This is a genomic window from Streptomyces sp. NPDC051320 (assembly GCF_040682175.1).
Classification (GTDB): domain Bacteria; phylum Actinomycetota; class Actinomycetes; order Streptomycetales; family Streptomycetaceae; genus Streptomyces.
The window spans coordinates 1-14,734 of sequence record NZ_JBFBAL010000030.1 but is presented as its reverse complement, the minus strand read 5'-3'; the positions used below and the strand labels follow the sequence as shown (position 1 = coordinate 14,734).

At 67.0% G+C, this 14,734-nt stretch carries 11 protein-coding genes and 5 pseudogenes; 3 read left to right on the top strand and 13 right to left on the bottom strand.

From position 1 onward, the window contains the following. Window positions 1-92: 92 nt before the first annotated feature. The 4 genes from AB0M87_RS32540 to AB0M87_RS32525 form a co-directional block, all read right to left on the bottom strand. Window positions 93-722, bottom strand: a complete 630-nt coding sequence (locus AB0M87_RS32540) for an NAD(P)-dependent alcohol dehydrogenase (RefSeq protein WP_365859404.1) — start codon at window positions 720-722, stop codon at window positions 93-95. A 754-nt stretch (window positions 723-1,476) separates the two neighbouring features. Beyond that, window positions 1,477-1,704 (bottom strand): hypothetical protein, encoded by a 228-nt coding sequence (locus tag AB0M87_RS32535; RefSeq protein WP_365859402.1) that lies wholly within the window; start codon window positions 1,702-1,704, stop codon window positions 1,477-1,479. Further along, window positions 1,686-1,985, bottom strand: coding sequence for a hypothetical protein (locus AB0M87_RS32530; protein ID WP_365859400.1), 300 nt, complete (start codon window positions 1,983-1,985; stop codon window positions 1,686-1,688). The genes AB0M87_RS32535 and AB0M87_RS32530 overlap by 19 nt, the downstream gene beginning before the upstream one ends. After that, window positions 1,982-3,445, bottom strand: coding sequence for a hypothetical protein (locus tag AB0M87_RS32525; RefSeq protein ID WP_365859398.1), 1,464 nt, complete (start codon window positions 3,443-3,445; stop codon window positions 1,982-1,984). Before AB0M87_RS32525 ends, AB0M87_RS32530 begins: the two co-directional genes overlap by 4 nt. A 346-nt stretch (window positions 3,446-3,791) precedes the next feature. On the opposite strand from AB0M87_RS32525, the pseudogene istA reads away from it, so the two are divergent. After that, window positions 3,792-5,268 (top strand): annotated as a pseudogene (gene istA, locus AB0M87_RS32520) (IS21 family transposase). After that, window positions 5,265-6,030: pseudogene (gene istB, locus AB0M87_RS32515) on the top strand (IS21-like element helper ATPase IstB). Before istA ends, istB begins: the two co-directional pseudogenes overlap by 4 nt. An 18-nt stretch (window positions 6,031-6,048) precedes the next feature. Here the strand turns inward: istB and AB0M87_RS32510 are convergent. The 9 genes and pseudogenes from AB0M87_RS32510 to AB0M87_RS32470 all read right to left on the bottom strand — a co-directional run bounded on the left by AB0M87_RS32510 (window position 6,049) and on the right by AB0M87_RS32470 (window position 13,915). After that, window positions 6,049-6,402, bottom strand: a complete 354-nt coding sequence (locus AB0M87_RS32510; RefSeq protein ID WP_365859396.1) for a hypothetical protein — start codon at window positions 6,400-6,402, stop codon at window positions 6,049-6,051. A 134-nt stretch (window positions 6,403-6,536) separates the two neighbouring features. Continuing rightward, window positions 6,537-6,729 (bottom strand): annotated as a pseudogene (locus AB0M87_RS32505) (helix-turn-helix transcriptional regulator); the annotation flags it as partial. Window positions 6,730-6,886: 157 nt separating this feature from the next. Continuing rightward, entirely contained in the window at window positions 6,887-7,321 is a 435-nt protein-coding gene (locus tag AB0M87_RS32500) for a DUF6193 family natural product biosynthesis protein (protein WP_365859394.1), read from the bottom strand. Beyond that, entirely contained in the window at window positions 7,308-9,758 is a 2,451-nt protein-coding gene (locus AB0M87_RS32495) for a site-specific integrase (protein WP_365859392.1), read from the bottom strand. Before AB0M87_RS32495 ends, AB0M87_RS32500 begins: the two co-directional genes overlap by 14 nt. Continuing rightward, on the bottom strand, window positions 9,755-10,105 hold the full coding sequence (locus AB0M87_RS32490) for a helix-turn-helix transcriptional regulator (protein WP_365859390.1): 351 nt from the start codon (window positions 10,103-10,105) through the stop codon (window positions 9,755-9,757). Before AB0M87_RS32490 ends, AB0M87_RS32495 begins: the two co-directional genes overlap by 4 nt. A 14-nt stretch (window positions 10,106-10,119) precedes the next feature. Further along, window positions 10,120-11,226, bottom strand: a complete 1,107-nt coding sequence (locus AB0M87_RS32485) for a tyrosine-type recombinase/integrase (RefSeq protein WP_365859388.1) — start codon at window positions 11,224-11,226, stop codon at window positions 10,120-10,122. A gap of 65 nt (window positions 11,227-11,291) precedes the next feature. Then, the gene (locus AB0M87_RS32480) at window positions 11,292-11,495 is read right to left on the bottom strand and encodes a site-specific integrase (RefSeq protein WP_365859408.1); all 204 of its coding nucleotides are present in this window, start codon (window positions 11,493-11,495) and stop codon (window positions 11,292-11,294) included. A gap of 259 nt (window positions 11,496-11,754) precedes the next feature. Then, window positions 11,755-12,902, bottom strand: a pseudogene (locus AB0M87_RS32475) (phage/plasmid primase, P4 family); the annotation flags it as partial. After that, window positions 12,899-13,915, bottom strand: coding sequence for a bifunctional DNA primase/polymerase (locus AB0M87_RS32470; protein WP_365859406.1), 1,017 nt, complete (start codon window positions 13,913-13,915; stop codon window positions 12,899-12,901). The pseudogene AB0M87_RS32475 and the gene AB0M87_RS32470, both read right to left, overlap by 4 nt. A 527-nt stretch (window positions 13,916-14,442) precedes the next feature. Here AB0M87_RS32470 and AB0M87_RS32465 point away from each other — a divergent pair. Beyond that, window positions 14,443-14,734 (top strand): annotated as a pseudogene (locus tag AB0M87_RS32465) (hypothetical protein); the annotation flags it as partial.

Genomic DNA, 14,734 nt, shown 5'->3' with positions numbered 1-14,734 from the left:
CGGCGAGGCTTCTTCTTCCCCATGCTCTCCATGATGAACATCCTCCCGGGGCTGAACCCCTGATCTCGAATGTCCGTCAAAACGGAGCAAGCTCAGAGTACATGGTCGGCTCCGAGCGTGCTCAGTCGTTCGGTGTGCCGATCCGACCGCGTCACGACAACAACGCGCGCCCCGGCGTGGTGTGCCAGCTGAATCGCCATGGTCGACACCCCGCCAGAGCCCTGCACCAGCAGTGTCTCGTCCGGACGCAGACGGTCGTGTTCGAATAGGCTGTGCCAAGCCGTGAGACCCGCAATCGGTAGCGTGGCGGCCTCGCCGGCGTCCAGATGGCGGGGTGCGAGCACAGCCTCGTCTTCGTGTGCGCAGAACAACTCTGTGAGCACACCGTCGCTCGGACCGCCGAGTCGCCGGGCCAGCGAGTGTCGGCGGAGGGGCCCCTCGATCCAATTAGGCAGATAGGTCGGGCATGCGAGGTCGCCGGGCTTAAAGCGGGAAACGGCTGCGCCGACCTGGATAACCTCTCCGGCTCCATCCGAGAGTGGAACGAGCGGGGGCGAGACTTGTCGGTGCCAGTTGCCCTGCATGATGGCAAGGTCCCGGTAGTTCAGCGCCACCGCCTTCATGCGCAGGACGATGTCGTGATCGCCCGGGACTGGATCTGGACGTTCGATGAGACGCAACGATTCCCTTGCGATCTTGTCCTCGAACAGGTATGTGCGCATGCCCACTCTCCAAACTCGCCGTGCATGTTCGGTTCCGCTGAACATACACGCATGTTCGGTGATTGTGAACGTGTCTCTTCTATGCTCGGGGTTCTGGGGTCGGGACCCTTCAGAGGTTCTGTCGGCGCAACTCATAAAACACACCCTGCGCTCGAACAGCTGGGCCGGTGGCGGTGTCGTCCCCGGGCGCCAGACGAAACGCATCCAGCATTACGACCCGAGCGGGCCCGGGCACCCTCTTGTTCGCGTTCTTCGCGGCGATGGCGACGGCCAAGCCAGAGAGCATCCGGGAGCCAACCCTCGAAGGGCTCGATGTAGCGGCCCCCGACGCCAGCCTGGTGGCCGGTCGCCCCTCGTCACGGACGACGTGCGGCACTCCGTGCTCCGGCGCCGGACGAACGGCAAGTCGGTCGGGCAGATCCAGCCCGACTTGATCCTCCCACCGGCAAACGCAAGGAGCCAGGCCCAGCGTCGCCAGCAGCTACCGAGCACTCGCCGAACACGAGAAACCCAGGCGTACCACGAGGCCATCGAAGCCCCTCACGCCGACCTCGCTGCTCTCCAAGACGCTGCCGAAGTCTCCCCGACCCCCGTTCAGCCCGAACTCACAGTAGGCGCCGAGTCAGAGCTGCCCCGCCTCCAAGGTCATCCCGTGGCGGGTTTATGGCGTATCTGGGTCATGCCCCCTGGATCCCCGTGGGTTCAAGGAGACCGAAGGTCCTTCAGCTTGAACCCACGGGTCCACCGGTCTGCTTCAGGTCGGTAGACCCGTGGGTTCGGTTGGAACACGAGGACGCTGTGCAAGCCGAAGGGCTTCGGTCGTGACCTCGGCGTCGACCTGCGCCTGTGCTCTGTTGCCGTATTCGAGGACGTCGTAGTCGTCGTCCAGGTTGGCGAGTCGTTCGACCAGAGGCAGCTCGTGCCCGAAACGACCGTGGATCCGGAAGGCCAGCTCGCGTGGTGTCAGCTCGCCGGCCAGCATCCGGGCGGCAAGTGCTCGGGCGGCGGCTTCCTGTCCGGCAACGCTGCCCGCTGGGTGGAGGTGAGGCCCAGTTCGTCGAGTGCCGGTGGAAGGATGTCGGGGACGTCGTAATCCGCCTCCGCGCGTGTGCACGCGGCCAAGATCCGCAGGGCAGGGCTGTCGTGGCCGGCAACGAGTGCATCACAGGCAGCAGTGACGACGTCGGTTGCGCGGATCTCGCCCATGCTCCAGAGGACTGCATGGTCCTGTAGAGCGGTTGCTGCTGCTTCGGTCGAGGTCACTCGCTCATGATTGCCTTCATCGTGCGTCCGGTCGAGCAGGTTTCATCGAAGCTGGTGTTCAGCGGCCTGTTCCAGCAGCGCCCGCGCGGAGTCCGTGTAGCGAATCGAGGTCTTCGCATCGAGTCCGAAGACCTCGGCGAGGTGGAGGGGGTCGGGGCCATGGACGAGGGCCTCTTCAGGCTGCCGGTCGACGCGAACCGTTCCAGGGTGGTGGCCTGGCCGCGAAGCGGTTTGGTCAGGGAGACCGCGCTGACCGGGCCGGTGCCCAAGGCGGTGAATTTGTTGATCAGCAGGTGCGGGTTAGCGGTGTCGGGCCACGGGCGGCGTCGGTGGTCCAGCCACTCGCGGGCGACGTACAGTGTCAGCGCGTCCAGAGGCCGGACGCGGCCGTCGATCACGAGCTTGCGATTGCCGATGTCGACGTCGTCGAGTTGAAGGCGCCGGATCGCACCGGATCGCGCGGCGTGCACCGCGACGAGCGCGAGGACCAGCCGGTCCGCCGGCTTGGTGACCGCGGCAACGGAGTTGTTGACGTGCTCGGGCTCCAGGGGTTGGAGGATGCCGTACTCGTGCTGGCCAACACGGATGCGGCTGGTCGGATACTTGAAGATTGTGCCGTTCTTCTTCGTTCGGCCGAACAGTGACCGCAGCACGATGAGCGTGTGCCGTCGCTGGCTGCCTTGGAGAGCATCGAGCTGGGTGAGGACGTCGTCGCGGGTCACCTCGCGCAGATGGCCGTAGGAGACAGACCACTCCAGCAGGACGGGACGGATCCTGTTGAGATAGCCCCAGACCGTGGCCTTGTCGCGGGGCTGGGATCTGGGGCCACCGTCGTGCAGGAGGCGGGCCCAGTGCTCCACGTCGCGGCGTATTCCGGGGGCGATGCCTTCGAGCTTGCGCTCCAGCCACTGTTCGAACGACGACGTCCGGTCGTCTTGGAAGACGCCGATCTCGGCGAGTACTTCCACTGTGCGTTGGACGCTGAGCCCGCGGGATCGCAGGGCCGGGAAGATCTCGGAGTGCCGCACGACTTCACCGCTGACATGGCTGGACAGCACGATGACCAGGGCTCGGCCAACGTCGAAGCGGACACCGCGAGGCCAGCCATGCGCTTCGCCGAGACGATGTGCGGTATGCCGGGCCCAGGCCAGCCACGGGTTGTCGAGCCGGGCATGTTCCTGGCGATTGAACCGAGTGAAATCTCGGCGGGCCTCGAACAGCGGCGGCTGGAGCCAACCGGGGACCGGCCGGTGGGCGGGGGCCGGGTCGGGGTGGCGCGGGCGACCCCGACGTCGTCCCTGCATACCTCTGGGAGGGCCGGGCTGACGCGGACGCTGGAGGTTGGTGAAGAACAGTTGATGGTGCTGCACCTTCTCCGGGTAGGGCTCCAAGACGGTGACTTGCCCCCTGGCGTCTTGGCTCGCCTGATGCCAGCACAGACGGCAGTAGCCCTTCTTCAACCGCGTTGTTCGCCGACAGCCCCTGACTCGGCAGGCTCCTCGTTGCGGCGGAAACTCTCGCATGCGCCGCAGGCGCGGCCGGGCAGCACGGCCCAGCCGAAGCAGGCCGGGCAACTGGCTGGCGGTTTGCACTTGCCCGCCGGCAGAACGTAGGCCATCACATCGGTGGCAGAGACCGGCCGTCACGGCGACGAGGAACCACCACCGGGGCCGGGCCAGTCGCAGCGGCGGCCTGCAGGCCGGTCTCCTCGCCGGCGCTGGACTTTTCCGGCTCGGGGTGTCGGCGTACAAGTGAACGTGCACCACCGCGTACGGGTGAAAGTGCACCGTTCTTCTTTATGCGGTGATGTGGGTGTCGCGGGAGTCTGCTGTCGTTCTGTTCGGGGGTCGGCGGAGGGCGGCGAGGGTGGTCTTGGATCCGCATCCCTGGTTGGAGCTGAGGCGGTTTCGTGGTCTGTACGAGTCCGGTGCGATGAGCTTGCGGGAGATCGCGAAGGAGACCGGGCTGAATCGTCGTACGGTCGGCAAGTACTTGTCGGGTGGGACGCCGGTCGCGCCGCCGCGGCGGGCTCCCAACGGCTCCGGCTCAGCGGGTGGTGGACGAGGTTGCGCCGTTGATCGACGCGATGCTGCGGGCCGAGATCCTGCTCAAGGGGGCGGTGATCCACGAGCGGCTGGTGGCGGAGTACGGGTTCACCATCAACTACCAGCGGGTCAAGATCTACTTGCAGGAAGCCCGGCCCCGCATCGCGGAGGAACTGGGCATCAGCCCGGGTGAGCTGGCGGGACTGTACCGCCGGTTCGAGGGGGTGCCCGGGGCTCAGGCCCAGGTCGACTGGGGCGACGAGGGCAGGATCCTCGCTCATGTCGGTATCCCGAAGGTCTACTCGTTCCACATGACGTTGTCCTACTCGCGTGATCCGTTCTGCTGCTTCACCACCGGCCAGGACCTGGCCACCTTCTTCGACTGCCACCGCCAGGGGTTCGCGCACTTCGGCGGGGTGCCGATGTCGATCGTCTACGACCGCACGAAAACGGTGGTCCGCCGCCACGTCGCGCCGGGTGAAGCTGTCCCGCTGCATCCCGAGGCAGTCGCGTTCGCCGGGCACTACGACTTCGATCCCGACGTGCTGGCCGCCTACCGGCCCACGGGGAAGGGCCGGGTCGAGCGGCAGGTGCTGATCGTCCGTGATCACGTTCTGGCCGGACGTGGCTTCTCCTCCATCGAGGAAATGGACGCGGCGTTCACCGCCTGGGTTCCTTTGCGGCGGGCGAAGGTCCACGGCACCCACGGCGAGGTCATCGGCCTGCGGGCGGTCCGCGATCACGTTGCCTTGCGGCCGCTGCCGCAGACGCCTTATGTGGTCACGCAGCGGCACCTTCGCCACGTCGGGAAGGACTGTCTCGTCGCCTTCGACGCAAATCTGTACTCGGTGCCGGCCAGCAGGGTCCGCCCTCGCCAGCTGGTCGAGGTCAGGGCCACGAAGTCCCACATCATGCTGCATGCCACCGTCCCCGGTCACAGCGGCGAGACCCTGCTGGCCACCCATCCCCGGGCCCTCGGCCGGGGCGCCCGGGTCGTGGAGGAGAAGCACTGGGACGGCCTGCCCACGGGATCCGGCCGCCGCGTCACAGCCGGTGACGGGAGCCTGCCGCTGACCCGCCGGCAGAACTCCGGCCCCGAGTCCGGGCCGCTGGCGGCCCTGCTTAACCGGACCGCGGTCACCCAGGTCGAGGTCGGCCGCCGGCCTTTGTCGGTCTATGACGAGCTGACCGGCACCCGTCCCTTCACCACCAAGCCGAGCACGAGGGAAACGTCTTGAGTGAGCTGGTCTCCACCCGCATCCGCAACACGGCCGGCAAGCTGGGCCTGCCCCACCTCGCCGAGGCCCTGACTCAGTACGCTCAGCGGGCCGACGAGGCCAAGATGGGCTACCTCGACTTCATCGACCTGGTTCTCTCCGAAGAACTCGCCGTCCGTGACGACCGCCGCTTCCGCACGGGCCTGCGGATCTCGAAGCTCCCGCACCACAAGACGCTGGACGACTACGACTTCTCCTTCCAGCCCGAGCTCGACCCGCGCAAGGTCAAAGACCTCGCCACTCTCTCCTTCGTCGAGGGCAAGGCCAACGCTGCTCTGCTCGGGCCGCCGGGAGTGGGCAAGACACACATCGCCGTCGCTCTCGCGGTTGCGGCCTGCCGGGCCGGATACTCGATCTACTTCACCAGCCTCGACGACATGGTCCGCAACCTCAAGACCGCCGGGCGCCTGACCAGCAAGCTCGGCAGCTACCTCCGACCTGCTCTTCTCGTGGTCGACGAGGTGGGCTACCAGCCCCTCGAACGCGCGGAGGCCAACCTGGTCTTCCAGGTGATCTCAAAGCGCTACGAAAAGGGGCTCGATCATCCTGACCTCGAACAAGACCTTCAGTGAATGGGGGCAGGTGTTCGGGGATGAGGTTCTGGCCACCGCTATCCTCGACCGCCTCCTGCACCACTGCGACGTCATCTCCATCAACGGCCCCAGCTACCGGCTCAAGAACCGGCTCGCAGCCATCGAACGCGACCGGGACAACGCGGCCTGACCAAACTCCCCGGAGTCTTCACAGGTCAGTCCAGACATGTCCCTCGGAGTAGTCGTGCCAACCCCGGAAGAACCAGTTGGCCAGATCCCCGATTCGCTCGAGGCAGTCCTCGAAGTACGCGTCGGGCACCGGCTTTGGGAAGTTCGGGTGTGACGTCCACGACGGAACCCAGGTTGCGACCTCATAGAACCCCTCAGCAACCCATCGATCGAGCTTCTCGTCGGACTGGGATCGCTCGCACGCGGCTCGCATCGCCCGCTCCAGGCAGGTGAAGGCAGTCCGGTCCCAGTCCAGATCCCCGCGCAGCCGCAGCAGGAAGCTCCCTTCCTCTGCCTCGAACTCCCGCCTCAGAACCCTGGTGATCTCGTCCATAGCCGAGATCATGGCAGGCCTCGGAGAGGCCCCCGATACTGCAATTGGCCAGCCGATCCCAACCATCTCGCCGACCGTCAAGCGGTGCACGTTTTGCCGTACTTGGCGGAGCACTCAGAGGAGTGCGCCGACACGGGGATCAGCAGATCGCTGATTTCGCAGCCGAGGGCGACGCAGATGACTTCCAGGTCCTCCAGCTTGAGTGAGACGGGCTGGCCGGACCACAGTCCGGACATCTTCCCGGCCGAGATCACCAGGCCGTGCTCTGCCAGGCTCCGCTGGAGCTCGGAGGCTTTCCACGGCGGTCAGCCGTAGTTTCCACCTCATCGGACCAGTCCTTCCAGCCGCTTCGGGGCCCGTTCCGTCCCGGCGACCCAGGCATCTTCAACCCGGGTCTGCTGGACGTGTAATGGTGTGCTCGGGTATTGGAACTCTCCGAATACCCCAGCGAATGTCGTGAGGTGAGCGGTGTTTGCGGCCCGGATCATTCAGCGCCTGGGTTCGTGGTCGGGTGAGGGCCAGGCGAAGCTTCATAGTCCTCAAGCTGCTCGGGGGTTCCCACAAACGCCGGGCCAGCGTTGGCCGGCAGCCTCGCGATGATCATGGCGATGGCGTCCTCCGCGGTTGCGGCTGGACCGACCGATTCAGTGCGTAGTGGGCCGGAGACCCAGTAGCCGCCCCCCTTGGCGGGCTGGATGTATGGAATGTCCCATGTCCAGCGTTGTTCGGTGCAGCGACTGAAGTGCAGTTCTCCCATGCCTGTCCAGGGGAAGAGCTGCCGTAGGCGAGGATGGCCGTAGGCAGCGTTGATGAGTTCGTCGCGGACTCGCCCGTCTCGGCGAACGGCCTGCCAACCTGCTTCCGTGGCATCGTGGCTTGCGGATGTCTGCGCGTTCTCGTTCTGGTCATCGAGAGTCACGTACGTCTTCTCCTTGCTGGTGGCTGCTGGCTCGTCGGCTGATCTCGGCTGCGTAGGCGCCCCAGTCTCCGGCGGCGGCTCGCTGCCATTTGACGGCGACGGTGATGTCGATGCCGAGCGTGCGGGCGAGGACCGCGGCGGGCAGCTCGGTGGCGAGCTGGAACAGGGCGGTCGACCGGGTCTCGGCGAGCCGGATGCCGAGTTTGCGGAGTCGTTCGCCCATGGCCCAGACGCTGATCGGGCGGCCGGGCTGGCCGCCGGGGAAGAGCCAGGGCGAGTCTGTCCGGGCGAGGACGGCGTGGCTGCGGCGGACCGCAACCTGCTGAAGGGCGAGCTCAGCGACGGGACCGGGCAAGTCGACGGGGACGGCGCCGAGGCGGAGGCGGACTGCTCCGTCGGTCTCCTCGATGTGGTCGACGGTGAGCCGGGAGATCGCCGCAGGCCACTGGGCATAGAGGAGCAACAGCAGGCCGGCGAGGCGGTCTTCGGACTTGAGGGTGTCGTCGTGCAGCAGACGGCGGGCGGTGGCCCAGCGGGCCTCGTCGTCCATTGCCTGGGAGGGGCCGTTCCATCGGTCGGCCGGGAAGCTGAGATCGCGGGTGATCTTCTGGGCGAGAGCCCAGCGCACGAAGTGGCCTGCCTCCCGGCGGTGACGGACGTCGTCGCTGGTCATCCAGCGTTCGAGGTCAGCCTGACGGCAGGTCGCGAGTGTCAGGTTCTGGGCCTTGATCCAGTTGAGGAGGTGGACGGCTGCCCGCAGGTGCTGGCGGACGACGGTGAGCTGGGTGTGCGTGATGTCGTTGCCGCGGCTGCGGCGGCGGAGCCGCCGCAGGAGGTGCCAGGTCGCGTACCGGTGCAGGATTTTCCGTCCCTCGGCGGTGGTGTGGGAGGTGACGAGATCGTTCACGTGCCGTTCCAGGCGGACCATCTGCTCGTCGCGCTGGGGCAGCGTGCCGGTGGCCACGAGCACGCTGCGGATGTGCTCGACGACCTTGCCCGCCGGGAGGTCGTCCAGGGCCTCGTGTGTCAGGGGCCGACGGCCGGATCCGAGATCGGACAGGACTGTGGAGACGATGCCGCCGGAGAGCCAGCGCATCGCCGTGCCGGCCCGTTCCGTCTCGGCCAGGGCGTCGTTGAGGGCCTGCAGTTTCGGGGGTATGGAGCCCGAGTCGTCGGCGAGAAGCTCGTGGAGCCGTTGCTTGAGAGTGCAACGACGGCATGGCCCCGGTGAACGCAGTCGCTCGGCCTGCCCGCAGGTGGGGCAGGGGTGCCAGAGCTCGGCGTCCGGCTTGGTGCAGGGGCCGCAGACCGGAGCGTCCGCGGTGCCGGAATGGATGCCACGGACGTGTCCGCAGGTGGTGCAGCGGGCTTGGCGCTGGAAGCAGCCGCGACAGCGGGGCAGGCCGGTGAGCTTCGAGCGGTTGCCGGGAGCGGTGAGGCCGCAGATGGAGCAGACCAGGACCGGCAGGGGGCAGCAGTTGGGGCAGAGCGGGCCCTCGACCGTGCGGGTGTGCACTCGCCGCCGTTCCTTGCATCCGATGCAGACCTCGGCGTTCGCAGGGTCGGTGACCAGGCAGTTCGGACACAGCGGTCGCCCTTGCTCGTCGCGGGTGGCCGGCTCGCGTCGAGCTCCGCAGCGTACGCATTCTTCGACGCGGGACTTGGCGATGCAGTTGCGGCAGACCCGCTGACCGTCGAGCGGCTTGTCGATGCGAACCACTCGGTGGCAGCGAGGGCAGGACGGTCGGACGATCCCGGCGACACCGGCCTCGTGTAGCAGGTCGATGAACCTCAAGGTGGCGCGGTGCGGGGCGAGATGGGCCTCGCCGGTCAGCAGACGAGGGTTCTCCTCCAGGGCCCAGACCACTCGCTGGCGATAGTGGGGCCGGTGGGGCGCCGACCGGCGCAGAGCCTCGGCGACCACGTCGGAGTCGGCGCCCGGGGCGATCGTGTCGATGACCGCGTGGATGACCGTGACCGGGTCGCGGTCATCGTGGTCGGGACACATCGAACAGCGTGGCAGGCCCTTGCGGTCCCGGAAGGTGACGCGCCGGGTGTTGCCGCAGGCGGCGCACTCGGTGGTCTCCTTGATGCAGACCGAGCAGTACCAGTCCTGGCCCTGCCGCTGGAGGCTTCGCAGCCCCTTCTCGCAGTCCGCGCAGACCGGTGGCGAGATCGCCGAGGCGCCGGCCTTGCGGAGGGCGATGAGGAGGTCGCCGACGGCCCGTGGCGCCGGGGACCGGCCATCGGTCAGGACGGCGGGTCGCGTCGCCAGGCACTTGGCCAGGTTCCGTGACTTCGCGCGGCCGCCCGCCACCGCCGTGACCACGCTCTGGATGGTCTCGGAGCCGAGTTCACTTTCGGCCTCCGCGACCAGGTCCGTGATCAGGCCGATCGGATCCGTGACGGAGCGATCGAGGGAGCCGGTGGTAGTCACGGCCGGTCAACGCCCTTGATCCGGGCCCGCTTTGGCCGCAGCCCGCCGAGTCCTTCTGTGTCGGGGGCCGTGCCGCCGACGGCTGCCTTCTTGGGCTTCTTCGCGGCCCCGGCCACTGCGATCGGCTCGATGAGGTCGTCCATGGTGCAGTCCAGGATGTCGAGCAGGGCCATGAGGATCTTCAGGCTCAGTCGCTCCGGTCGCTCGACGACGAGCCGGTAGACCTGGCTTGAGGACAGCGTGATGCCGCGCTCGGCGAGCGGAGGGATGAGGTCGGTGGTGGAGAACATCCCGCGGTCGGCCATGACTTTGCGCAGGTGCCAGTGGTAGTCGAGCTTGGCGGCCATCGCCGGGTCCCTCCTCATCGGACCCCGGCGAAAGCCGGGGCCAGTGCCTTGTGCAGGGAAGTGTTCATGAAGTCGTCGCTGACGTGCGTGTAGATGGCCAGGGAGCTGTCGCTCTCGTGGCCGACCTGCTGCTGGATGAAGCGGCGGTCCACCCCGTCCTCGGTCAGGTGCGTGACGTACGAATGCCTCATGGAGTGCGGGACCAGCTCTTTCGGCAGGCCAAGGGCGTCGCGGTATGCCTCGAACCGGTCATTGATCGAGCCGGGCCGCAGGCGTCCACCGCGTTCTGTGATCCACAAAGCGGGGTGGTCGGGGAATCCGAAGCGCGGCCGGACGTTCTCGACATAGTCGGCGACGGCCTCGACGGCCCAGTCCATCACCGAGCGCACGTTCCGGCGCCGCGGCGGCTGGCCCTTCTTGGCCTTGCCGTAACGGACGTTGAGCGTGCCGTACCGGCCGAACTGCCGGGCTTGCGGATTGCGCCCGAAGTCGACCACATCGAGCTTGGAGGTCTCGGTCCGGCGAAGCCCCCACCCGTAGATGACCTTGAAGAGGGTGGCGTCGCGGTAGGCGGCCAGGGCGCCCTTGCGTTTCGCCCGCAAGGCTCGTTCGACCTGGTCGTCGGCATAGTCGAGGAAGAGCTGCAGCTGTTCGCGGGTGAACGGCTTCGCCTCCGGGTCGCCCTCGTAGTCGTTGAGGTGGGCGATGGTGTTCCACTCGTGACAGACCGCCATCGGAAAGGTGCCGAAGGCTTCCTCGCAGGCAGGGCCCCAGCCGTAGCGGCCGTCGATGAGAAACTCGCTGAACAGTCGCACGGTGCCCTGGTAGCTGCGGATCGTCGACGGCGCCAGATGCCTCTCGCTTGTCAACGAGACCGACCACTCGTCCATGTGAGCCGGCGTCCACTGCCACGGGTAGTCGTTCGCGAACTCCAGGAACCGGCGTATGAGTCGTTCCCGCGGATCGATCGTGTCGTCCTTCAGCCCCCGCGACTTCTGCTGAGCACGCCAGCCCCGCAGCATCGCGTCGAACATCGCGTCCTCGGGACGCAGCTGGACCACCCCGGAGACGAGCTCCAGTTGAGCCGACCCCTCCAGGGCCACCTTGCGCTGATGCACCACTCCAGACCATCCCTTCTGGAGGGAGGATCATGCATCAGAAGGGATACGATCGGCAACATGCCTGGTCAGACAGCTAGGTCGTAGTAGCCTCGGAGTCCTTCAAGCCCTCGCCGTGACCTGGCGACCTGCGACTTCTCGCCCGCCTGATGCAATTCCCGAGGGTTGATGTATCGCATGGTCGTGGCGATCCAGGAGTGCCCCAAAACCTCCTGGATTGCGAGCAAGTCAAGTCCGTTTCCGTAGAGTTGCGACGCGCAGAAATGCCGCAGGACATGCGGAGTCAGCCTCTCGCCCCACCCCAGCAGGTGTGCTTTGGCGGCATCCTTGAGCCCGCTTCGCAGGGCATCGTCGTCCCACCCGGTGGGAGGAGCCGTCGGTGTTCTTTCGCTCGGCGGGAAGCAGCGGGGCGCCAGGGCGTGTGTGGTCGTCGTCGAACTGGCCCCAGACGTCCTCGATGAACCATCGAAGCGTCCGATCAGCGCCGTTGATCAGCGGCACCATCCGCTCGCGCGGCCCGGATCCGCGGGCGCCTTCACTCTGAACGAGCTCCTTGGCAAGGTTGTCGATCTTGCGGGCTGCGGGACGACCCGCTCGAAGGGGATGAGGCGGATGCGTCGCCAGAAGGCGTGGCCGCCGGTACCGACTTCGGGGCGGTGGTTGCCGAGCAGCCAGAGTTTGTGCGTGGGATTGAAGCTGAAGAAGTCCTGGCGCATGCGGGCCCCATGATGCGGTCGCCGCCCGTCAGGAGCTTGACCCTGTCGAACTTGTCGTTTGGCTTGAGTTCGGAGCAGACGACGATGCGCCGGCCGTGGAGTTCGGTGAGTTCGGTGGAGTGCTCGGAGAACTTACCCTTCTCCATGAGGAAGCCGGGCGGGGCAGCCTGAGCGTAGTCGCCGAGGATCTGCATCATGACATCCAGCAGGATGGACTTGCCGTTGGCTCCTGTGCAGTAGAGGAAGGGCAGGACCTGGGCGCCGACGTCGCCGGTGACGGAGTAGCCAAGGAGCAGGTGGAGGAAGTGAATGGTTTCCTCACCTTTGGCGTCTTCGCCGAAGGTGTCATGGAGGAAGCGGTGCCAGCGGGGGGGTATGCCTCGGTTCCGGGGCAACGCTGGTGGCCCTGGCGTGCATGTCGGTTTCGGGGTCCGGCTTGTGGAGGCGACCGGTGTGGAGGTCGACGACGCCCGCGGGGGTGCACAAAGCGTAGGGGTCTCCGTCGAGGACATCGGGGTCCAGGGCAAGCGCTGGGGATGCTTCGGCCTGGGTGAGCATGGCCTTGATCCCGGGGGTCGACATGGAGCGCCGTCGGTGGGAGGCGAGGTCTCGGTCGGTGAACTGACCGCTGGGGTCAGTGGCGGGCATCTGCTCGGCCAAGTCACCGGCTGCCCAGACTGCAGCCTTTTCGCCGTCGGTACGATTCCAGCGGTACTCCTACCAGTGGTACCAGCCCAGGCCTTCGACGTGGCGGAACTGGCCGCCGAACATCACCGCGAACAGCTTCGCGTTACCGCGGTCGGTAAGGAGCCCGGGAAGCTGGCCCGCCTGCGAAGACGACTCATTGCCGGCGGAGTTCCTCTGCTGGGCGGGCAGACTCGCCTGGCTCGCCGGGACTTCGAGAGCGAGCATCTGCTGCGCTGCGGCAGTGGCGTCGAAGCGCGGGCTGTCGGCGCCGCTCATGGGCGTCCTTTTGGATGGAGCGGCCGGGTTACGCCGGCGGACAGGCCAGAGGCGATGACGGCGAGGCTGTGTCGGCTTCGGTGCGGACGTGCGGCGTCGGCGGCGGTGGTGAGCAGGTCGCGGGCCTGGCTTTCGGTGAGGTGGCCTGAGGCGATCAAGCCGCCGGCGGTGTAGGCGGCACGGTTCAGCTTTTCGGTGAAGGCGGTCCCCTCTGGGGCTGAAGCGCATGCTTGTACCTGGGCCAACAGCGGTTCCAGCAGTCGGTGGGTGCGCTGAATGGTCGGTCGCACGGAGCCAAGACGCTGGGGCGGGACGGCGATGGGCTCCGTGGCCACTGGGTGGCCGGTGCGCTTGAGTTCTGCAGCGAGCCAATCGGGGAGGGCCGCAGGGAGCCTCGCCGGGCCGACCGGAGTGTATGTCCCGGTGGACGTGCGCGTAGTGGGCGTCACGATGTAGCCGCCGGTGGACCGGACATCGACTTGCCAGGCGAGGGCGACTTTGGGGCTGGATCCCACCGAGGAGCGGTAGCGGGGCCCTTCGGGTGGTGTGCGGTACCAGACGTGCAGCCCGCCTGACGGTGTCCGTACTCGAAGGGTGGTGTCGTCGTCGGCCGGGTTTTGTTGGCCGCGGAGCGCTGCCAGCAGCGCGAGGGTGTCGAACCCGGAAGCAAGGCCTGCCAGGTTGACGCTCTCGTGGATGGGGATGCCGGGCAGGAGCCGGTTACGGTGAGGCACTTCAGCGCTGTGAGCGTCGATATCGAGAACGACGAGGCCTGCTGGGCCGCAGGAGACACCGACACCTAGTGCGGGGTGCTCGCCCCACCAGGCTTCCAGGACGGCCGGGTTCGTGGTCGCTGCATGAAAGCCGTGGCACCACCTGCCTGCAGGAAGGCAGGGGCAGACCGCGGGGCGGTGGAGCTCGTCACGACACGTAGGGCAATTGCCGGCGGGGGTTTTGCGGCCGGCCGCAAGGGGGTGCACAGGCCAACCGTTTCCGGCGCACCAACGGGCGATGTCGTAGGGGCTCGGGGTTGCCGCCGGGCGGATACCACTGGTCTCACTTGACCATGCCACGCTGATCGTCCTTGCCGAGGGCCAACCGCTCGTTCCGTCCCTGAGGTAAAAGGCCAGATCACAGCACTACTACTGGCAGATGAGGGACTGAAGGGACTGAGTTCTCCAATCAATCCAGAGCTTACAGCAGCCACCGTGAGGCGCGTGAACGTGAAGTTGTTCCCCAACTTGGGTCACTTCAGTCCCTTCGCCTGGGGAGTTGGGCAGCCTCCGGCGCTGCTACATCAAGTCAGTCATGGTCCTTGCTCTTCATGCCTCGCAGTTCGGCGCTTTGGCGGGTGGCCAGTAGGACACGAAGCGCCTAGCGCTCCCGGTCGCGCGGCTGTCCTCCTTCACGGGATGGACGACCGTGGTCGGTGTCGGCCTGGGTGGTGTCACCGCGTCGCCTGTCTTTCGGGACTGACGATGCGGCGGATCGCCGAATCTCTATTCCGGCCGGGGCAAAGACGGACGCAAGGACCCCGTTCATGATCGCGGACACGGCCCGCGCGATGCCCCACACGCTGCGGGCCATCGACGGCGAGGATGGGACGATCGCAGAGCTGGTGATGATCTGGCCCCCGTTGAAGCACCCGACAGTCGTCACGCTGCTGGAGCGGTTCGGGTCCGGCTCAGATCAGCAAGGCAGGCAGGCTCCGCCTGGTCTTGCTGTTACGGCCGAAGGCCCCGCTGTGGCCGAGCAGCTGATCGAGGAGATCTTCGCCGCCCTTACGAGCTCGTGCACGGTTGGCGGTGAGACGTCGAGCCAGGCTCGACGTC

Excerpts from the sequence above, each read along its gene's own strand:
- AB0M87_RS32540 (WP_365859404.1), bottom strand. The coding sequence starts at position 722 with ATGCGCACATACCTGTTCGAGGACAAGATCGCAAGGGAATCGTTGCGT.
- AB0M87_RS32535 (WP_365859402.1), bottom strand. The coding sequence starts at position 1,704 with ATGCTGGCCGGCGAGCTGACACCACGCGAGCTGGCCTTCCGGATCCAC.
- AB0M87_RS32510 (WP_365859396.1), bottom strand. The coding sequence starts at position 6,402 with ATGGACGAGATCACCAGGGTTCTGAGGCGGGAGTTCGAGGCAGAGGAA.
- AB0M87_RS32490 (WP_365859390.1), bottom strand. The coding sequence starts at position 10,105 with ATGGCCGCCAAGCTCGACTACCACTGGCACCTGCGCAAAGTCATGGCC.